Here is a 20,242-nt window from a genome sequence, read left to right on the forward strand (position 1 = left end):
TCATTATTTTGCAAATCAGCGCATGCAACACGGCGGCGCGGAGAGCATGTCGGCGGAATGTTGCTGCGATTGACACGATCGATGCGGATCAAGGTGGGGCGCTTCATTGCCTTCGCCTATCTGTTCTGCGTGATCGCGCCGGCCGCAAGCCTCGCCTGGGGTAGCGCTCCAGCACCGTGCCTCGACGACGCGCTTCTCGCCGACCGCGTGCCGGTGCATCACCAGATGCAGGCCGGCCACACGCATGACGGCGCCTCGCATGACCACGCCAGGCCGCATGCGCATCATCAGGGCGCCGTGCAGGACGCGCCCCCCACCCCTCATCATCACGGCGGCAAGGGTACGGCGGGACCGTGCTGCGCGATGATGTGCGTGAGCGCGCTGCCGGCCGACCTGCCCAGCGTCGCAAAGTCGCTTCAGCCGGTTTCCGCCTGCTCGCCCGAGATCGTGGCCAGCCTGCACAGCGCGGCGCCGCCCCTGCACTACCGCCCTCCGATCGCCTGATCTGACGCGCGACGACGTCAGGCCGAGCGCGCATCCGCGCGCGCGCACCTGTGGTCTCCAGACAGATCAGGGATGACTCATGCTTACGCTTTCCGGGGCGAAGTCCGCCGCTGCATCCGCGGCGCGGGGACGACACTTTCGATTCAATTGGCCGCTGCTGGCCGCGACGGCCTTGGCGTTGTCCGGCTGCATGCCGGCAACGATACAAGTCGCTGGCGCTGATCCTGCCGATCCCGCGGCCAAGATCGCGCGCGCCGGCTATCGTTCGACGATTGCGCCCTACACCAGCCTGCGGCCCGCGACGCCGGCACCATGGCGCGAGCGCAACGAGAGCGTCGCGCCGCAGCTCAAGCAAGACCGGTAGGAGCGCGCCATGACACATCGTCTCGCGCTAAGCCTGCTCGGTCTCACCTCGTTTGGACTTGCAGGCTGCGCCGCCTTCTCGCCGGACAGCGGCATGAATGCCGTCTCGGAGCTGACGAGCCAGACCATCAACAAGGATGTCGCCTTTGTGCGAACAACCGAAGGAGCCGGCGCGGTCGACGCGCGCGTTCGCCAGCTGCTGTCGCGAACACTCAGCATCGAGACCGCCGTGCAGATCGCACTGCTCAACAACAAGGGGCTTCAGGCCGCTTATAACGAGCTGGCGCTGGCCGAGACCGATCTCGTCGAGCAGAGCCTGCCGCCCAATCCCGTGTTCTCGGTCTCCCGGATCTCGGGCAACGGCGCCAGCGAAATCGAGCGTCAAATTGTCGGCGACATCCTCGCGCTCGCCACCCTGCCGTTCCGCTCGGAAATCGCCCGCGACCGTTTCCGCCAGGCGCAATTGCGCGCAAGCCTGGCGACGTTGCGGCTTGCCGCCGATGTCCGCCGCGCTTATTGGCGCGCCGTTGGCGGCAACGAGATGGTGGCGTTGCTGACGGATGCGAAGGCGACGGCGGAATCAACCGCGCAGCTCGCGGTCAAGCTCGGCGAAACTGGCTCGATCAACAAGCTCGATCAGGCCCGAGAACAGGTGTTTTACGCCGAAACCACCGCCGACCTCGCCACCGCGCGACAGACGGCGACGAGCGCGCGCGAAAAGCTGGCGCGCCTGATGGGGCTGTGGGACGGCGGCCTCGACTTCCGGCTGCCCAATCAACTGCCGCCGCTGCCGCGCCGGCCGCAGGCTTTGCCGTCGATCGAAGCCGACGCGGTCGCCCATCGCATCGACCTGCAGATCGCGCGGCTCGAGCTGAGCGCGCTCGCAAAGTCGCTGAACCTCACGGAGGCGACGCGCTTCGTGACACTGCTCGATCTTGCCGGCATCTCCCGCCGGACCCGGGATCCGGAAGGCGCGCCGTTCCGCGAGCGCGGCTTCGACGTGCAGTTCCAGATCCCGATCTTCGACGGCGGCGAGGTGCGGGTGCGGCAGGCGGCGGAGACCTACAATTTCGCCTTCAACCGGCTGACCGAGCGCGCCGTGAATGTACGCTCCGAGGCACGCGATGCTTATCGGGTCTATCGCTCCGGCTACGACATCGCCAGCCATTATCAGCGCGAGATCATCCCCTTGCGAAAAATCATCACGGAGGAGATGCAGCTCCGCTTCTCCAGCATGCAGGTCGATATCTTCGCGCTGCTCACCGAGGCGCGGCAGCGGCTCGCGTCGCTGCGCGGTGCAATCGATGCCAGGCAAAGATTTTTCCTTGCCCAATCCGACTTGCAGACCGCCGTCAATGGCGGCGGCGCGCCTGCTGACGGCGACAATTCAACCACTCTCGCCGCGGCAGCGCCTGCCGATGGCGGTCACTGACATGGAGGCCAACATGTTTTCCCGCCGAGGATTTTTGGGTAGCGCCGCGCTCGCCGGCGCATCCGTCGTCAGCGGCCGCGCCCAGGCCGCCTCGATTCCGGAAGCCCCGCACATGGACAAGGTGGTGATGCAGCCGCCGCTGCACCCCGTCAGTGGGCCGGACTATCGCCCCGTCGTCACGCTGAACGGCTGGTCGCTGCCGTTCCGGATGAACGGCGACTGGAAGGAATTCCATCTCGTCGCCGAGCCCGTGGTGCGCGAATTCGCCGAGGGCATGAAGGTGAATTTGTGGGGCTATAACGGCCAGTCACCGGGCCCGACGATCGAGGCCGTCGAGGGCGACAAGGTCCGCATCTTCGTGACCAACAGGCTGCCCGAATACACCACCGTGCACTGGCACGGCATGATCATTCCCAGCGGCATGGACGGTGTCGGCGGACTTACCCAGCCGCACATCCAGCCGGGAAAAACCTTCGTCTACGAGTTCGAGATGAGGAAGAGCGGGACCTTCATGTACCATCCGCATTCGGACGAGATGGTGCAGATGGCGATGGGCATGATGGGCATGGTCGTCGTGCATCCGCGCGACCCGAGCTTTCGGGCCGTGGACCGCGACTTCGTCTTCGTCATGAGCACCTATCGCGTCGATCCCGGCACTTATCTGCCGAAGGTCAACGAGATGACCGACTTCAACATGTGGACCTGGAATGCGCGGGTGTTTCCCGGCATCGATCCGCTGCCGGTCAGGCTCGGCGACAAGGTGCGCGTGCGCATCGGCAATCTCAGCATGACCAACCATCCGATCCATTTGCACGGCCACAGCTTTGCGGTGACCTGCACCGACGGCGGCTGGATTCCGGAGAGCGCGCAATATCCGGAGACGACGACGGACGTACCGGTCGGCGCTGTCAGGGTGTTCGACGTGCTCGCCGACAACCCCGGCGACTGGGCGTTCCACTGCCACAAGTCGCATCACACCATGAATGCGATGGGACACGACATGCGCAATATGATCGGGGTGTCGCGCAAGGATCTCGTCAAGGCGGTCGGCAAGCTCGCGCCTGACGGCATGGCGATGGGCTCGACCGGCATGGCGATGGGCAACATGGAGATGCCCGCGCCCGACAACACGCTGCCGATGATGACCGGCACCGGTCAGTTCGGCCCGATCGAGATGGGCGGCATGTTCACGGTGATGAAGATCCGCGAAGGCCTCGCGCGGGACGATTATCGCGATCCCGGCCCCTACCAATTCCCGCAGGGCACCGTCGCCTACGAGGTCACGCCGCCGGCCCCGGAGCCCGTGCGGCAACAACCAGGCGGACCGCCGATGAAGAACATGAAGATGTGAGCGTTTCGATGAACCACCACCAACTGGAGCTACCAATGAAGACGACGATCAAGCTCGGTCTCGCGCTGGCCGCGCTTTCCACCGCGCCGGCCTTGGCCCACGACCAGCACGGGCACGGCACCTTTTCGGCCGGCGAGCCCGGCGATCCCAAAAAGCCCGCGCGCACCATCGAGATCCTGCTGAACGAGATGGACTATGCCCCCGCCAGGATCGAGGTCAAACGCGGCGAGCAGATTCGCTTCGTGCTGCGCAATGTCGGTAAGGAGGACCATGAATTCCTGCTCGCCACCACAAAGGAGAATCTCGCGCATGCGGTGGAGATGAAGAAGCACCCGCACATGGAGCATGACGATCCCAACGGGGTCAGGCTCGCGCCGAGCAAGACAGCCGAGATCCTCTGGAAGTTCAGCAAGGCCGGCACGTTCGAATTTTCCTGCCTGATTCCCGACCACCGCGACTACGGCATGGTCGGCCACGTCACCGTGAAGTAACGCAAGGGAGGCTCCCATGAACCGCATCATCCGTATCGCCGCCGCGCTGGCGCTGGCCGTCGGCCTTGCCACAGGTGCCCTGGCAGCCCAGGGCGCCGCGATCAGCGGCGAGGTCAAGAAGATCGACGAGGGCGCCGGCAAGATCACGCTCAAGCACGGGCCCGCGAAGAACCTCGGCATGGATGAACCCATGACCATGATCTACCGCGTCAAGGACCCGGCCGTGCTCAAGCAGGTGAAGGTCGGCGACAAGGTGACTTTCGAAGCCGAAGAGGCGACTTCGGGCTATACGGTGACCCGGATGGAGAAGGCGAAGTAGGGCCACTTCCTCCGTCCGCCGATATCGGCCCCAGACGCTTCCACAAATCATGGCCGGGCTCGTCCCGGCCATCCACGCCTTCGGCGGGACAAGCCGGGCATGACGACTGCTTGCCTGCCAGATGGCCGAAATACCCCGGTCAGCCCCCATGCCGCACCCTTTATTAACCCTTTGCTAACCATACACCCGGCAAGAATTGCCCAGTGGAGTCGAGTGTCGTCAGCCGCGTAGAACGGGAGCTCCCGTGGACGCCAGTGCGGTGCCTCACTTTCGGAACGGCGGCCCCTCGGCCGCCGCGCAGACATTTGGGGCGCGCGGACGGCAGTCGCGCGGAGGGGCAGCTACCATGGTCGACGTCACCGCAGGACAGGGCGTAGGCAGCACGAACGCCGGTTTCCCGACCCTTGCCGAAGTCGGCAACATCCTCAAGCGCGGCGATATCGCGCTCGCGCTCGGCGTTCTCACCATCCTGGTGGTGCTGATCCTTCCGCTGCCTGCGATAGTGCTGGACCTGTTCCTGGCGATTTCGATCACACTCTCGATCCTGATCCTGATGACGTCGCTGTTCATCCAGGCGCCGCTGGAATTCTCCGCTTTTCCGACCGTTCTGCTGATCTCGACCATGCTGCGGCTGTCGCTCAACATGGCCTCGACCCGCCTGATCCTGTCGCACGGGCACGAGGGCACGGATGCCGCCGGTCACGTCATCGAAGCCTTCGGCAGCTTCGTGATGGGCGGCAATTTCGTCATCGGCATCATCGTCTTCGCCATCCTGATCATCGTCAACTTCGTCGTCATCACCAAGGGTTCGGGCCGTATCGCCGAAGTCGCGGCACGCTTCCACCTCGACGCCATGCCCGGCAAGCAGATGGCGATCGACGCCGACCTCTCCGCCGGCCTGATCGACGAGACGGTCGCCAAGCAGCGGCGCAAGGATTTGGAGGACGAGAGCGGCTTCTTCGGCGCCATGGACGGTGCCTCCAAATTCGTCCGCGGCGATGCCATCGCCGGCCTCCTGATCGTCTTCATCAACGTCGTCGGCGGCATGATCATCGGCGTGGCGCAGCAGGGTCTGTCCTTTGCCGATGCCGGCCGCAGCTACACGCTGCTGACCGTCGGTGACGGCCTCGTCACCCAGGTGCCGGCGCTGATCGTTTCGACCGCGGCCGGCCTGCTCGTCTCCAAGGCCGGCGTGTCCGGCGCCGCCGACAAGGCGTTGATGAAGCAGTTCTCCGGATATCCGCAGGCGCTCGCGATGTCCGCGGCGGTCATGCTGGTGCTGGCGGCCCTGCCGGGCATCCCGACCCTTCCCTTCCTGGCGCTCGGCTCCGGCGCCGGTGCGCTCGCCTGGCACGCCCGCAACCGCAACCGGGCGACTGCCAGGGCTGAGGAAGTCGCGAAGACCGCACCTGCGCCGGGAACGCCGGGCGCAGCCGGCTCCGCTGCGGCGGAGGAGCCGATCTCCGCGGCGTTGAAGATCGACGATCTCAAGATCGAGCTCGGCTATGCCCTGCTGCCGCTGGTCAACGGCCCCGACGGCACCGATCGCCTCACCGAGCAGATCAAGGCGCTGCGCCGCTCGCTCGCGATCGAGATGGGTTTTGTGATGCCCGCCGTGCGCATCCTCGACAACGTCCAGCTCGAAGCCAACACCTACATCATCAAGATCAAGGAGGTCGACGCCGGCACCGGCAAGATCTGGCCGAACCAGTTCATGGTCATGGACCCCGGCGGCAGCCAGGTGCAGGTGCCCGGCATCCACACCACCGAGCCGACCTTCGGCCTGCCCGCGACCTGGGTCGATGCCAGCCTCAAGGAGGAGGCCTCGCTCAAGGGCTATACCGTCGTCGACGCCGCGACCGTGCTCTCGACCCACCTCACCGAGCTGCTCAAGGCCAACATGTCGGACCTGCTCTCCTATGGCGAGGTGCAGAAGCTGCTCAAGGAGCTGCCGAAGGAGCAGGGCGAGCTGGTCAAGGACATCGTGCCCGGACAGGTCACCGTCTCCGGCATCCAGCGCGTGCTGCAGCTGCTGCTCGCCGAGCGCATCTCGATCCGCGACCTCTCGACCATCCTCGAAGGCATCGCCGACTCGCTCGCCTTCTCGCGCAATCCGGCCACCATGGTCGAGCACGTCCGCGCCCGCCTGGCGCGGCAGATCTGTGCGCAGAACACCTCTTACAGCGGCTACCTGCCGCTGATCGCGCTGTCGGCCCGTTGGGAACAAGCCTTCGCCGAATCCATTATCGGCCAGGGCGAGGAGCGCAGCCTCGCGATGCAGCCCTCGAAGCTGTCGGAGTTCATGACCGGCGTGCGCGACGCCTTCGAGCGCGCGGCGCGTGAAGGCGAGGCCCCGGTGCTGGTCACCTCTGCGGCAATTCGTCCCTTCGTGCGTTCCCTGGTCGAGCGGTTCCGGGCCCAGACGACCGTGCTGTCGCAGGCTGAAATCCACCCCAGGGCGAGGTTGAAAACGGTCGGAAGCATCTGATTTGCCTTAAGAAGCCGTGTGTTTTTTGGCCACAGGCAAATGGTTTTTCAGGTTTTGGCGCCTTGCCGATCGACGGCGGGCAAGGCGCTTGGCAGACACATTACAGCTTTGAAATAATTGCTAAATTGCACGATCAAGGGTCGTTTTCTGATCGCGGCTTCTCACGTCCTGTCACGCCCTTGTGATCGCCTCTTGGGAACGAATCCCCCCAATACTAGGTTGTTGGGCACCGGAAGCATGAACCTGCCCAAGCACGCAGGCGACTACTTCGGGTAGATGGCGGCAGGAGCCTTCCATGAACCACTCGATTTACAGCGCAGATCGCTCGACCCACCTCAAGATCGTGGCTCGTTGCCGGCATCACGGTGGCGGGTCTCGGGATCACCGCGCGTACGAGTTCAGATGACGGCCTGACCCAGACCGCTCGCGTCATGAAGGCGGGCAAGCCGATCGCTATCACCAGCTCGAACGTTTCCCTCGTTCGCTAAGGAGATTTGAGTTTCAGGAATTCACGCGGCTCTTTATCAGCCCCCCAAAGTCGCCACGTGGATATGTAGACGACCCCAACCCCAAGTCGACTACAGAAAGCGCCCGCCCCCCACGGGCGCTTTCTCATGTCTGGGGTATGTCGTCACCGTGAGCGCACGCGCGTGCAGCTGCGTCATTGCGAGGAGCTCTTGCGACGAAGCAATCCAGAATCCCTCCGCAGAGACATTCTGGATTGCTTCGTTACGCTCGCAATGACGATGGAAAACGTACCGCCGTCATCCCGCAACAGGCACGGATACTACCGCGCCCCATACGTCGGCGGCGGCGCCTGCACGGTTGGGACTGCCGCAGCGAATAGCTCGTCCTTGCTGCCCGACAACGGCGGATAGATGCGCTTGCGGTTGATCGTCTGCTTGGTTGCCTTCGCGGCCGCGCCGGTGGCGCGGACTTCGCGGTCCCACCCTTCCGTATAGAGTGCGCCCCAGCCGCCGAGATCGAGCACGGTCACGTACCAGTCTATCCGCAGCGGCAGCATCGGCAGGCCCGCGAGATCGGCGACCACATTGTGGCCGGCGAAGCGGCCCATCGGACGCGCGAACTGGCAGGACATCACGGTCGGATGCAAGCCGTCGACCACGCTCGAGGCGACGTCGCCGGCCGCGAACACGCCGCCGGCATCCGCAACCCGCATCATGGGATCGACCAGAAGACGCCCGAGGCGATCGCGTGCGTCCGGAAAGCTTGCGGCCAAGGGGCTCGCGCGCATCCCGGCACACCAGATCACCGTCCGCGTCGGAATGAATTCGCCCGAGCTCAGACGCAGTCCGGCGGCCTCGACGGAGACGACGCGCACGCCGAGCCGCGTCTCGACGTCAAGCGAGGCCAACGCCGTCGCGATGACGGGACGCGCATGCGCGCCGATCGTGGCGCCCACCACCGGATTGGGATCGACCAGGATGATGCGGCGGCTGCCGGTAATGCCGGCGCGCGCCAGCCTGTCGGGCATCTCGGCCGCGACCTCGATGCCGGTGAAGCCGGCGCCGACCACGACGATCGTCGAGCGCCCCGGCGCGGGCACGCTGCGTCCGAGCGAGGTGAGATGATCCTCGAGGTGGCGCGCCGCTGAATAAGTGTCGACATCGAAAGCATGCTCGGCAAGCCCGGGAATGTCGGGACGCATCACTTCGCTGCCGAGCGCCAGCACCAGCCGGTCATAAGCCAGCGTCTCGTCGCCGCCTCCCGTGACCAGCGAAATCTCCCGCCGTGCCGGATCGATGGCTTCGACCTCGCCGATCCCGTGACTGACGCCGATCGGATCGAGCAGCTGCGGCAGCGGAAGCGCGACCTCGCTGAGATCGGCCTCGTAATTGCGGACGCGGATGTTGTGGTAGGGATTGCGATCGATGACACGGATCTCGATGTCACGGCCGGCCGCGCCGATCTCCTCGCGCTTGCGTGCGGCACCGATGGCCGCCCACAGACCTGCAAACCCGGCGCCGAGCACGACGATACGCGCCATGTCCGTTGACTGCATTTCCCAAGAGAGCGACGACGAAGCGACGAACGATCAAGCTGTCTGACCGCGCAGACAAATATAGCTCATCCTGCCGGATGGACCAACTGCGGTGGTACCGGCGCGCCGCACAAATTCTCGGTCGGCTCAGGCCTCGCGCAGTTCCGACGGCGTCGCGGCAAAGCGCTTGCGGAAGGCGCGGTTGAAATAGGACAGATCGGAGAAGCCAGACGAATGCGCGATGTCGCTGATCTTGCGGGTCCTGGCGCGGGGATCGCTGAGCAGCTTGCGCGCCTGCAGCAGGCGCTGCTCCAACACGAATTCGGTGAAGGTCGTTCCGGCCTGCTCGAACAGGCGCTGTGCCTGACGCGGGCTCAGGCCGGAGCGCGTAGCAATCTCGGACAGGCAGAGATCGTTGCGGCCAAGCGCAGCCATCACGTCGGCGCGCATGAGATCGAGACGGGCCGCCGCATGACCTCGCCCGCGCGCGAGACTTGCATGTTCGGCGTCGGTGCCGAGCAGCAGGCCGACGAGATCGACCATGTGCTGCGCGGTGAGGCGCTGGCCGACGGCATCGAGATGCGGCGCATGATGGGCGGCAAGGGAGTGGTAGCGCAAGATCGTCTCGGCGAGCGCGCCGTCCGAGAGCACTTGCGACAGCTTGTCCTCGGCGCGCGGATGGATCTCGAGCAGCGCGCGGCGCGGCATGCGGATGGTGGTGAAGCGATCTTCCTCGGTGTGGCCGACGGTGCCGGTGATGCCCATGTCGACGAGCACCATTTGCGCGGGCGCAAGCTCCACGGCATGGCCGTTCTGCCCGACGCGGACGAGGCCCGCATGCGCGGCGATCAGGACGAGATCGTCGCTGCCGTCGGCAAGATGGCTCTGGGTGCGTGAATATTGTGCGGAGGCGCCTTCGGGAATGGCGAGCGCGATATTGTCGACCACGCTGACTTGGAGCCGGCAATCGATGCTGTCGCCCCGGCTCGGCCCGATATCCAGGCCACAGGCCCCGAAAGTCCGCTCGCGCCAATGTTCGAAGGCCGGACCGTGTGGCAGCCCCGCATATTGGTGAATGAAGATGCCCGACGTTTTCGCTGCATCCATCTGATTTCTCGCCCCTCTCCGGCACCATGATTGGGGGGCGCCGACTGCAAATTCCGGGCATTTGACGCCGCGAAACGCGGAGAGGTTCAAATCGGGGGCGGATTCGGCGGAATTTGTCGGAAGACGACGCGGGACGGACCGTGGCGACAGAACCGATCAGGCATTGCCACCACATGTTGAAGCGTCCAATGCCCCCCGGGGTCGTCCTCGACAAGCGAGCAGAGCGAGCGCCGATCCAGGACCCATTACCTCGGGGATTGAGTGGTTGCTCACCCGTGTTGCCATCGCTCACTCTTGCAACAAGCTCTTGGGGCAATGGGTCCTGGCTTTCGCCAGGACGACAATGGAAACCTACTTCTTCGCGGGCGCCTGTGGCTGTGACGATGGCACGGTTTCGATCAGCTTGCCGGAAAACACCGGCGCCGAGGTCGGCTGGCCGTTGGGCGAACCGCCCGCCTGCTCGAGCGTGACGGCGTAGGTCGCGCCGTTGACAACGTCGGCATCGTACGAGCCGAGCACCGGTCGTGCGGTGAAATCGCCGGCGCCGATCACGCCGAGCGAACGCGGACGCGGCAGCTTGTCGGAGATCAGCCAGAGCTCGAAACTCTTGCCGGGCTCCGGTGTCGCGCCCACTTTACGCACCGTAAAGTTCTTGGTCGCGCCGTCGATGGTGAGGATGAAGGCGGGACCTCCGCCCTGGCCCTGCAACAGGGCGACATATTGCGACGACGCCGGGAGCGGCGCCGGTGTCTTCACCTCGACGGTCTGGATGCGCGGTACCGGTCGCAAGCCGCCCGGCAGCGCGTCGGGCAGGAAGATCTGAAGCGACAGCGTCACGAGCAGCGCGGCCGCGAGCGCGCCGACGGCGGATGCGATGGTGCGCCAGCGCTTCACGCGGCCCTCGAGCCGGATCACGTTGCTGTTGTCGGCAACCGGCGGCGGTGGCGCACGCGCGACCTCCGGGTCCGGCGCGTGGACCTGCGGCATGAATAGCGGCACGACGTCGGGAATCGCATCGGTCTCAAGTCGCGCCGGGGCAGGCTGCTCCGCTTCGGGAGGCGGCGGCGGTTGCTGCATATTCTCCGACGGCACCTGCGGAGGCACGGTGTCGGGCGAGGAATATTCCGGCACAGGTGGCGGCGGCGCTGCGTCCGGCAGTGCTGGCGGATCCTGCGCAAAGCCTGTCCGCGCGAGCTCGGACCTGATGTTCTCCCACACGATCGGCCGCGGCTCGATCGAGCCGACCATCTGGTTGAGGACGCCGAGCCGGAATGCCCACGCCTGCACGACATCGGCGAACGCCTTGTCCACCGCCATCATGGTCTCGACCTGCGCGCGCTCGCCGGCGTCGAGCGTGCCGAGCGCATATTCCGCGGCGAGCGCGATATGGTCCTCCGTATAGGCCATCACTTGCGGTCCAGACCCACCCTCACCGTATGAGCTCCCGTAGCCCGAATCTCATAGCCCGAGACATTCGCGAATATCCATCATGCTGCGCCGAAGCCACGTCTTCACCGTGTTGACGGGCGCCGCGAATTTCTCCGCCAATTGCTCGCGGCTCCAGCCGTTGTAATAGGCGAGAAGCACGAGCCTCTGACGGTCCGGCTCGAGCCGGCCGATACATTCCAGCAGCCGCTTCAATTCCTCGGTCATCTCCCTCCGCGCCAGCGGATCGGGGCTGTCGCTTGCGACTTCCATCGCCTGGGGCTCTTCCTCGATGGAGACTTCCGTCTTCTTGCGCACGATGTCGATGGCGCGGTTGCGCGCGATCGACGCCATCCATGTGATCGGCGACGCGAGAGCGGGATTGAACTGGCCGGCGCTGTTCCAGATCTTGACGTAGGTCTCCTGAATGACCTCCTCTGCGAGATCCTGTCGGCGCAAGATACGGAGCACGACGCCATAGAGTTTCGCGCGCGTGGCGACGTAGAGGCGCTCGAACGCGGCCTGATCGCCCTGCGCCATCGCCCCAATCAGCCCGACCAGCTCTGCTGGCGTCAGCATTCAGCCCCCCAATGCGCGGCCCGTCGCATTCCGCGCAGGCGCTGGCATTCCGCCACCATAGCGCGCGACAAAGCCGACCACCAAGGGGGCGCGGCGCCACACTGTGGACAGGGCATGCGAAAACCCGGACCTTGGGGTCCGGGTTCTGCAAATTCTCGCAGGTCTGGCGGCTAGCGTCTCAGGCGACGGCGCCCATGCGGGCACGCATCAGGCCGATGCTGTCGAGATCGGCCTGCTCGCGGGCGTTTTCCTCGGCGCGTTCGCGGGCCTGATCGCGCTCGTCAAGGAGCTCGACCTTCTTCAGCTCCTCGAAGGCTTCGGCCAGCGCAGCCTTGGCTTCGTCGAGCTGGCCCTTCAGCTCGTCGGCCGAGCGGGTCAGGTTCTCGCGACGCTGGATGGCAGCCTTGGCGTAGGTCGGATAGGCGAAGTGCGAGGGATCGTTGATCCCGGCGCGCTCCTGCTCGGTCGAGATCTCGCGTTCAAGATCGGTCGACATCCGCTGGAAGTCGGCGATCATGGTCTCGATCTGGGTGACCCGGCGGCGCTTCTCGTCGACCTGAAATTTCTTCAGGCGGATGAGTGTATCACGTGACTTCATCGACTCGTACTCCCCAGAAGTCCCTTGGCTGCACGTGGGACAACACCGGTCTCCCCACAGGCCCGACGGGGGCCAAGACCGGCTCTACTACTCTGTGGGATGGGATGATGACGGGACAAAGTTAGCGTTCCGTTTCCAAATCACCAAGGATTTGCGCCAACTGGCGGTAGCCGTCCGCCAGCGATGCATTTTCATCCTTGCGCTGGCGCAGGAAGGCCTCCAGCGGCTCGTGCAGGCGGATCGCCTCGTCGACCTCGGGGCTGGAGCCGGCGCGGTAGGCGCCCAGACGGATCAATTCTTCCATGTCGGCATAGGTCGCCATCACCGCCCGCGCCTTCTGGATGGTCGGCCAGAACTGCGGGTCGGCCGATTTCGGCATGGTGCGGGAGATGGATTTGAGGATGTTGATGGCGGGGTAGCGGCCGCGCTCGGCGATCGAGCGCTGCATCACGATGTGTCCGTCGAGGATGCCGCGGACGGCATCCGCAATCGGCTCGTTATGGTCATCGCCATCGACCAGCACCGTGAAGATCGCGGTGATGGCGCCCTCCCCGAGGCCCGGACCGGCGCGCTCCAGAAGCTTCGGCAGCTCGGTGAACACGGTCGGCGTGTAGCCCTTGGCGGTCGGCGGCTCGCCAGCGGACAGGCCGATCTCGCGCTGGGCCATGGCAAAGCGCGTCACCGAATCCATCAGGCAGAGGACGTCCTGCTCCTCGTCGCGAAAATACTCGGCGACCGCAAGCGTCAGATAGGCGGCCTGGCGGCGCATCAGCGCCGGCTCGTCGGAGGTCGCGACCACGACCACGGAACGGGCCAGGCCCTCCTCGCCAAGGTCGTCCTGCAAGAATTCCTGCACCTCGCGGCCGCGTTCGCCGATCAGCCCGATGACGCTGACGGCGGCATCGACGTTGCGCGCAAGCATCGACAGCAGCACCGACTTGCCGACGCCGGAGCCTGCGAAGATGCCCATGCGCTGGCCGCGGCAACAGGTCAGAAAGGTGTTCATCGCGCGCACGCCGAGATCGAGCGGCGCGCCGACGCGCTTCCGCGAGTGCGCCGGCGGCGGCGAATTGCGGTACGGCATCGGCGCCGGGCCCTGCGGCAGCGGCCCCTTGCCGTCGATCGGCTCCCCCAGCGCATTGACGACGCGGCCGAGCCAGGCCGCGCAAGGCCGCACCTGATTTGCGGCATTGGCGATGACGGCCTTGCAGCCGCGCCGTACGCCGTCCAGACCGGCGAACGGCATCACGACGGCGTTGTTGCCGGAGAAGCCGATCACCTCGCAGGGGATGGAACGGTTGCCGCCGGTCTCGATCACGAGCCGCGCGCCGACCGACATCGCATGGATCGGACCGGCGACCTCGACCATCAGGCCGCGCACGCCGACCACACGGCCATAAATATTGATGCCGTCAATGTCGCCGATCTGTTCGGCAAGAGCCTTCACAAGAGGGCCTTCATGAGGGTGATCGCCTTCATAATCCGGGGTTTCGTGGCGAGAACCTTAAGTTTCGCCATATTTCTGAACGGCGCTTAACTTCGTGTTTACCCGCATCGTTAATCATTGCGTCACTGTCTTTGTGACTGAGCGTGGCTCCCCTTCAGAAGAAGGCTGAGTCGCGAGAGTCGGTTAGGCCCGTCTCTTAAAGTGGAACTTGAACGCAACCGGATAACGAAAGCTGCTTCGCACACAAGACCTTAGGGCGATTCGACGAAAATTGCATCTACAGGGCTTGCGTTCCAGAATCAGAATTTGTTAACCATCTGTTGTCAGGATCCGAATCAGTTGTTCAAAGGCGTTTTGTTGTGTGCCGCGAATGCGGCCGACCTGACGCCCAGGAGCGGCGACTATGGGGAACTGGCATGCGCGTTTTGCTGATTGAAGATGACAGCGCCGTCGCGCAGTCGATCGAGCTGATGTTGAAGTCTGAGAGCTTCAACGTCTACACGACCGATTTGGGGGAAGAAGGCGTCGATCTCGGTAAATTATACGATTACGACATTATCCTTCTCGACCTCAACCTGCCCGACATGTCCGGCTACGACGTGCTCAAGCAGCTTCGGGTCTCCAAGATCAAGACACCCATTCTGATCCTCTCCGGCCTCGCCGGCATCGAGGACAAGGTCAAGGGTCTCGGCGTCGGCGCCGACGACTACATGACCAAGCCCTTCCACAAGGACGAGCTGGTTGCCCGCATCCACGCGATCGTGCGCCGCTCCAAGGGCCATGCCCAGTCGGTGATCCAGACCGGCGACCTCGTCGTCAACCTCGACACCAAGACCGTGGAAGTCGGCGGTCAGCGCGTGCATCTGACCGGCAAGGAATACCAGATGCTGGAGCTGCTCTCGCTCCGCAAGGGCACGACCCTCACCAAGGAAATGTTCCTCAACCACCTCTATGGCGGCATGGACGAGCCCGAGCTGAAGATCATCGACGTCTTCATCTGCAAGCTCCGCAAGAAGCTCGCCAATGCCTCCGAAGGCCGCAACTTCATCGAGACCGTGTGGGGCCGCGGCTACGTGCTGCGCGAGCCGCACGAGGTCGAAGAGCGCATCCCCGCCTGATCCTGGGTTTTACCCGCGAGCCCTTCGGGGCTTGCTCCTCCCAGCCTGGACCCCGCCGCAAATGGCGGGGTTTTGTTTTTTGGGGACGCGAACGGGGCCTCATCGTCCTTGCGCCGTTGAACCGCTATCCTTCCCCCGCCGACGAATGGTCGCTGCACGATGGGGGAACGATGATCCTGCAATCACTGGCCGGCCTGCCCGCCTTCCTGGTCTATTTCTGCACCGGGCTGATCGCGATCGTGGCGTACCTGTTCGTCTACACCCGCATCACGACGCATAACGAATTCCAGCTGATCCGCGACAACGATCCGGCTGCGGCGATCGCACTCGGCCTCAGCCTGCTCGGCTTCGTGGCGCCGCTTGTCAGCGCGATCGCGCATTCGGCCAATGTGCTGGACTGCCTGATCTGGGCGATGATCGCGCTGATCGTCCAGATCGTCGTGTTCTTCCTGGTGAGAGTGCCGGTGCCGAACCTGTCGGCGCGGATTGCCGCCGGCGAACTTGCAGCTGCCATCTGGCTCGGGCTGTCCTCGCTCGCCGCAGGCCTGCTCAACGCCGCCTGCATGATCTACTGACATGACCGACAAGCGCTCCAAAAAGGAGTTCGGCAAGCGCCGGCCGGCGGCCGGACCGCCGCCTGCACAACAGCCGGTGAAGCGCTCCGGCCATGTCGCGCTGCTGGTGATGGGCACGATCGCGGTCGGCACCACCGCCTACACACTGATGCCGCGGCAGAATTGCGAGCCCTCCCCTGCCGGCATGGACCCGGCGGTGCAAGCGAGCACCTCGTGCAGCAGCAGCCGCAGCTCCTCCAGCGGCGGCGGCAGTTCGTCGCGATCGAGTTTCTTCAGCAGCGACTCCTCGAGCCATTCCTCGTCCGGAACGTCGTCCGATTCAGGCTCCGGCGGCGTGAGCCGCGGCGGCTTCGGCTCGTTTGGCCATGGCTTCTCCGGCGGCGGCTGACCCATGCAACGCATCGTCTGCCCCGAGCGCGACGACTGGCGGCAGACCGCCGAACAATGCGGCTTCGCCTTCCACACCATCGACGGTGAGCGCTATTGGGACGAGCGCGCCTATTACGCCTTCACGCTCGACGAGATCGAGCGTGGCATCGAGGCGCCGACCGGCGAGATCGACGCGATGTGCCTGGAGCTCGCCGGCCGCGTGATCGGCGACGAGCGCCATCTGCAGCGCTTGAAGATACCGGAGGCGTTCTGGAGCCTGATCGCCGAGAGCTGGGCACGAGACGACCGCAGCCTCTATGGCCGGCTCGATCTGAAATTCGACGGCAAGGGACCGGCAAAGCTGCTCGAATACAACGCGGATACGCCGACCTCGATTTTCGAAGCCGCGGTCTTTCAATGGACCTGGCTCGAACAGGCGATCGAACGGCGCATCATCCCGTCGCGGGCCGACCAGTTCAACTCCATCCACGAACGATTGATCGAAGCCTGGAAGCAGATTGCCGCTAGCCGCCACGTCCATCTCACCGGCACCACGGGCAATGAGGAGGACGCCGGCACGCTCGCTTATCTCGAAGATACCGCGCGCCACGCGGGACTGACGACCACGCTGCTCGACATCGAGGCGATCGGCTGGCGCAATGATACCGGCGGCTTCGTCGATCTCGGCGACCGCGACATCACGCTCGCCTTCAAGCTCTATCCTTGGGAATGGATGTTCCACGACGCCTTTAGCGCAAAGCTCAAGGATGCACAGACACGCTGGATCGAACCGCCGTGGAAGGCGGTGCTCTCCAACAAGGGCATCCTGCCGCTGCTCTGGGAGATGTTTCCGAACCATCCCAATCTGCTACCGGCGTTCTTCGAGGACGATCCGCGGGCAGCCGAGCTCGGCAGCTCCTATGTGCGCAAGCCGCTGCTGTCGCGCGAAGGGGCCAATGTCACGCTGGTGTCTGGTGGAATGCCGCTCGACGAGCAGGCAGGCCCCTACGGCGCCGAAGGATTCGTGCGGCAGGCGCTCGCGCCGCTGCCGAATTTTTCCGGCTTCTATCCCGTGATCGGAAGCTGGCTGGTGGATCACGAACCCTGCGGCCTGTCGATCCGCGAGGACGAAAGCCCGATCACCGGCAACGGCTCGCGGTTTCTGCCGCATGCGATCTTGTGAGGTGCGCTCTTCATTCCTTCTCCCGTTGTGGGAGAAGGTGGCGCGAAGCGCCGGATGAGGGGTTCTATCCGCGAGTTCAAGTGTCGGTGGGCTCGCGGATAGAACCCCTCACCCGTCTCGCCGCTACGCGGCGAGCCACCCTCTCCCGCAAGGGGAGAGGGGAAGAACGCATCTCACCGCGCCGCTGCTACCTTCAATGACGGCGGCATCAATCCACCCATCGGGCGCCCGGAGCGCGTCGGATTGAGCTGATAGAGGCCACGACGATCGGCGATCGGGCGGAACGCGTCGGTAATTCCGACGACGGATTCGGCGGCGCCCAACAGCAGCGTGCCGTCGGCTTCCAAAACCTTCGCCATGCGCTCGAAGATCACGGCCTTGGTGTCCTGGTCGAAATAGATCAGCACATTGCGGCAGAAGATCACGTCGAACGTGCCGAGATGGGAGAAGTCCTGCAACAGATTGAGCTGGCGGAACTGCACCATCGCGCGAATGTCGGCATTGAGCTGCCAGACTTCGCCCGCTTGCGTGAAGTATTTCATCAGGTGCTGGATCGGCAGGCCGCGCTGCACCTCGAACTGGCTGTAGACGCCGGCCTTGGATTTCTCCAGCACCTCCTGCGACAGATCGGTGGCGACGATCTCGATGCGCCAGCCGGCGAAGGCTACGCCCATCTCCTTCACGCACATCGCAATCGAATACGGTTCCTGTCCCGTCGACGACGCCGCCGACCAGATGCGCAGCGACTTGCGCGCTGCGCGCGCCCGAAGCAGTCCCGGCAGGATCGTTTCGCGCAAGTGATCGAACGGGATCTTGTCGCGGTAGAAGAAAGTCTCGTTGGTGGTCATCGCTTCGACCACATCGCTCGCAAGCCGTCCGTCGCCATTCCTGATCTTCAGCACGAGATCGGGAATCCCGGCGAGGCTCGCCTTGCGGGCCAGCGGCAGCAGCCGGCTCTCGACCAGATACTGCTTGTCCGGGGAGAGATCGAGGCCGGAGCGCTCTTTCAGGAATTTGCGCAGATAGTCGTAGTCAACCGGCGTCACGAGCGGTCTCCTGCGAACAGGCGATTGACCCGGGCGCCGATCTGGTTGAGCGGCAGGATCGCCGCACAGATGCCGGCATTGGCCGCTGCGCCCGGCATGCCCCAGACCACGCTGGAAGCTTCGTCCTGCGCGATCACGCTGCCGCCGGCGGCGACGATGTCCTTGCCGCCGCGCATGCCGTCCGAGCCCATGCCCGTCAGGATCACGGAGAGGATGGCGCCATGCCAGATGTCGATGGCGGAAGTGAACAGCGGATCGACCGCGGGCTTGCAGAAATTGACGGCGGGACCGTCGTCGAGCGCGATCGCCACGTCGGCGCCGCTACGCACGACGCGCATGTGCTTGCCGCCCGGCGCAAGATAGATGCGGCCCGGCTTCACCGGCTCGCCATCCACCGCCTCGGCCGCCGGCTTGCGGCTCGTGCGTGCCAGATGCTCCGCGAGAATGGTGGTGAAGGTGGGCGGCATGTGCTGGGTGATCAGCACCGGGACACGGTCGATCACGGGACCGAGCTCGGCGACGAGCGCCATCAGCGCCTGAGGACCGCCGGTCGATGAGCCGATCAGCAGCACCTTCGGGGCCTGGGTCGAAAACGGACGCGTGGACAGCACCGAGGACGACGACGGCGCATGGACGGCCGGAGCGGCCGCGGACGCGGCAGGCCGCGCGACAACCGGCCCACGTGTCGCCGGAGCCGGGCTTGCGGTTGCGGGCGCGAGCGGCGGGCTCGCAACCGCGGCCTTGCGGCGCAGCCGTGCGCCGAGGTGGCGGATTTTCTGGATCAGGTCGTGATGGAAGATGTCCGCAGCCGAAGCCTCGCGCGTCGATTCAGGCTTCGGAATGTAGTCGGCGGCGCCGAGCGACAACGCCTTGAAGCTGATCTCCGCGTTGCGGCGGGTCAGCGTCGAGGCCATGATGATGACGAGATCGCGCTTCTTCGCCAGGAGTTGCGGCAGCGCCGAGATGCCGTCGAGCTCGGGCATTTCGATATCGAGCACGGCAACATCGGGATTGATGCGTTCGATCTGGTTGACCGCCTCGAGCCCGGTGCGCAGCGAGGCCGCGACCTCCATGTCGTGCTCGGCGCCGATCCAGCGCGAGATCAGACCGCGGATGACGACGGAGTCATCGACGACCATCACCCGCAACGGTCCGGCTTCCCGCGACGAGCCCGGGGTCGAATTACCTGCGAACGCAACACTCATTACTCACCAACTCAGACTGAAACGGTCAGTTGAAAACAAACGCCGAAGGAGCCGTTCAGCCTCCAGGGCGGTCGCTCAGATAAGGCCGACTTCCTGGAATTTCGCCGTCACGATGTCCTTGTCGAAGGGCTTCATGATGTACTCGTTGGCGCCAGCGTGCAGCGCGCGCGCGATATGCGCGACGTCGTTCTCGGTGGTGCAGAACACCACCTTGGGCTGGTCGCCGCCGGGCATGCGCCGGAGATGGCCGAGGAACTCATAGCCGTCCATCACCGGCATGTTCCAGTCCAGCAGCACCGCATCGGGCAAGCCGCGCTTGCAGGCCTCCAGCGCCTTCTCACCGTCCTCGGCTTCGAGGATCTGGAAGTCGAGGCCCTCCAGGATCCGGCGCGCAACCTTGCGGATGACGCTGGAATCATCAACGACGAGACAAGTTCGCATGTGAACCTCTGCTTCCCCCCCTTTTGCGGGGGCACTTCCAATTGCAGGTACGTCGGCGGATGTGCCGGCGTATCAGGCCGCCATCATATCGGGCGCGAGCTCGAGGACGCGATCGACGTCGAGGACGACCATGAGCTGGCCGTCGAGACGGTGGACACCGCCGGCGAGCTTGGCCATGCGGGGGTCGAGATTGACGGGG

Annotated in this window: 20 protein-coding genes and 2 pseudogenes; 12 read left to right on the forward strand and 10 right to left on the reverse strand. The window is 64.9% G+C overall.

Features of this window, described 5'->3' with window-relative positions; all coding sequences use genetic code 11:
- Positions 1-81: 81 nt before the first annotated feature.
- From IVB42_RS31475 to IVB42_RS31510, 8 genes and pseudogenes are all read left to right on the forward strand, one after another.
- Entirely contained in the window at positions 82-504 is a 423-nt protein-coding gene (locus IVB42_RS31475; RefSeq protein WP_247372433.1) for a hypothetical protein, read from the forward strand.
- 79 nt (positions 505-583) lie between these two features.
- Positions 584-868, forward strand: a complete 285-nt coding sequence (locus IVB42_RS31480) for a hypothetical protein (protein ID WP_018455708.1) — start codon at positions 584-586, stop codon at positions 866-868.
- A gap of 9 nt (positions 869-877) precedes the next feature.
- Positions 878-2,299, forward strand: coding sequence for a TolC family protein (locus tag IVB42_RS31485; RefSeq protein ID WP_247372430.1), 1,422 nt, complete (start codon positions 878-880; stop codon positions 2,297-2,299).
- Between the two features lie 13 nt (positions 2,300-2,312).
- The gene (locus IVB42_RS31490; protein WP_247294688.1) at positions 2,313-3,650 is read left to right on the forward strand and encodes a copper oxidase; all 1,338 of its coding nucleotides are present in this window, start codon (positions 2,313-2,315) and stop codon (positions 3,648-3,650) included.
- 35 nt (positions 3,651-3,685) lie between these two features.
- A complete protein-coding gene (locus tag IVB42_RS31495) occupies positions 3,686-4,141 on the forward strand; it encodes a cupredoxin family protein (protein WP_085383679.1) in 456 nt (151 codons plus the stop codon).
- A 16-nt stretch (positions 4,142-4,157) separates the two neighbouring features.
- Complete coding sequence (locus IVB42_RS31500) at positions 4,158-4,460, forward strand: copper-binding protein (RefSeq protein WP_085357864.1); 303 nt, start codon at positions 4,158-4,160, stop codon at positions 4,458-4,460.
- A gap of 346 nt (positions 4,461-4,806) precedes the next feature.
- Positions 4,807-6,948 carry a flagellar biosynthesis protein FlhA gene (flhA, locus tag IVB42_RS31505; protein ID WP_085383680.1) on the forward strand — a complete coding sequence of 714 codons (2,142 nt, stop codon included), beginning with the start codon at positions 4,807-4,809 and terminating at the stop codon, positions 6,946-6,948.
- 295 nt (positions 6,949-7,243) lie between these two features.
- Positions 7,244-7,436, forward strand: a pseudogene (locus tag IVB42_RS31510) (hypothetical protein).
- A gap of 299 nt (positions 7,437-7,735) precedes the next feature.
- Here the strand turns inward: IVB42_RS31510 and IVB42_RS31515 are convergent.
- The 6 genes from IVB42_RS31515 to fliI all read right to left on the reverse strand — a co-directional run bounded on the left by IVB42_RS31515 (position 7,736) and on the right by fliI (position 14,106).
- Positions 7,736-8,956 (reverse strand): FAD-dependent oxidoreductase, encoded by a 1,221-nt coding sequence (locus IVB42_RS31515; RefSeq protein WP_247393443.1) that lies wholly within the window; start codon positions 8,954-8,956, stop codon positions 7,736-7,738.
- A 141-nt stretch (positions 8,957-9,097) separates the two neighbouring features.
- The gene (locus IVB42_RS31520) at positions 9,098-10,057 is read right to left on the reverse strand and encodes an AraC family transcriptional regulator (RefSeq protein ID WP_247294694.1); all 960 of its coding nucleotides are present in this window, start codon (positions 10,055-10,057) and stop codon (positions 9,098-9,100) included.
- A gap of 351 nt (positions 10,058-10,408) precedes the next feature.
- Positions 10,409-11,464, reverse strand: coding sequence for an anti-sigma factor (locus IVB42_RS31525; RefSeq protein WP_247372424.1), 1,056 nt, complete (start codon positions 11,462-11,464; stop codon positions 10,409-10,411).
- 51 nt (positions 11,465-11,515) lie between these two features.
- The gene (locus tag IVB42_RS31530; RefSeq protein ID WP_018455718.1) at positions 11,516-12,061 is read right to left on the reverse strand and encodes a sigma-70 family RNA polymerase sigma factor; all 546 of its coding nucleotides are present in this window, start codon (positions 12,059-12,061) and stop codon (positions 11,516-11,518) included.
- A gap of 178 nt (positions 12,062-12,239) precedes the next feature.
- Positions 12,240-12,659 carry a flagellar export protein FliJ gene (fliJ, locus tag IVB42_RS31535; RefSeq protein WP_007606301.1) on the reverse strand — a complete coding sequence of 140 codons (420 nt, stop codon included), beginning with the start codon at positions 12,657-12,659 and terminating at the stop codon, positions 12,240-12,242.
- 121 nt (positions 12,660-12,780) lie between these two features.
- The gene (fliI, locus tag IVB42_RS31540) at positions 12,781-14,106 is read right to left on the reverse strand and encodes a flagellar protein export ATPase FliI (RefSeq protein WP_018455719.1); all 1,326 of its coding nucleotides are present in this window, start codon (positions 14,104-14,106) and stop codon (positions 12,781-12,783) included.
- A gap of 416 nt (positions 14,107-14,522) precedes the next feature.
- Here fliI and IVB42_RS31545 point away from each other — a divergent pair, with 416 nt between their 5' ends.
- The 4 genes from IVB42_RS31545 to IVB42_RS31560 all read left to right on the forward strand — a co-directional run bounded on the left by IVB42_RS31545 (position 14,523) and on the right by IVB42_RS31560 (position 17,351).
- A complete protein-coding gene (locus IVB42_RS31545) occupies positions 14,523-15,224 on the forward strand; it encodes a response regulator transcription factor (protein ID WP_007600544.1) in 702 nt (233 codons plus the stop codon).
- A 170-nt stretch (positions 15,225-15,394) separates the two neighbouring features.
- Positions 15,395-15,799: a DUF350 domain-containing protein gene (locus IVB42_RS31550; protein WP_018455720.1), complete on the forward strand. Its 405-nt coding sequence runs from the start codon at positions 15,395-15,397 to the stop codon at positions 15,797-15,799.
- 1 nt (position 15,800) lies between these two features.
- Positions 15,801-16,187: a hypothetical protein gene (locus tag IVB42_RS31555; RefSeq protein ID WP_018455721.1), complete on the forward strand. Its 387-nt coding sequence runs from the start codon at positions 15,801-15,803 to the stop codon at positions 16,185-16,187.
- Positions 16,188-16,190: 3 nt separating this feature from the next.
- Positions 16,191-17,351, forward strand: coding sequence for a glutathionylspermidine synthase family protein (locus IVB42_RS31560; RefSeq protein WP_247372421.1), 1,161 nt, complete (start codon positions 16,191-16,193; stop codon positions 17,349-17,351).
- 173 nt (positions 17,352-17,524) lie between these two features.
- On the opposite strand, the gene IVB42_RS31565 is transcribed toward IVB42_RS31560, so the two are convergent.
- The 4 genes and pseudogenes from IVB42_RS31565 to IVB42_RS31580 form a co-directional block, all read right to left on the reverse strand.
- Entirely contained in the window at positions 17,525-18,397 is an 873-nt protein-coding gene (locus IVB42_RS31565; protein ID WP_247372419.1) for a protein-glutamate O-methyltransferase CheR, read from the reverse strand.
- Positions 18,394-19,602, reverse strand: coding sequence for a chemotaxis response regulator protein-glutamate methylesterase (locus IVB42_RS31570; protein WP_247372417.1), 1,209 nt, complete (start codon positions 19,600-19,602; stop codon positions 18,394-18,396). Before IVB42_RS31570 ends, IVB42_RS31565 begins: the two co-directional genes overlap by 4 nt.
- A 75-nt stretch (positions 19,603-19,677) precedes the next feature.
- Complete coding sequence (locus IVB42_RS31575; RefSeq protein ID WP_007600538.1) at positions 19,678-20,043, reverse strand: response regulator; 366 nt, start codon at positions 20,041-20,043, stop codon at positions 19,678-19,680.
- A gap of 72 nt (positions 20,044-20,115) precedes the next feature.
- Positions 20,116-20,242, reverse strand: a pseudogene (locus tag IVB42_RS31580) (chemotaxis protein CheW); the annotation flags it as partial.

It is taken from the genome of Bradyrhizobium sp. 45 (assembly GCF_023073155.1).
GTDB lineage: Bacteria > Pseudomonadota > Alphaproteobacteria > Rhizobiales > Xanthobacteraceae > Bradyrhizobium > Bradyrhizobium canariense_D.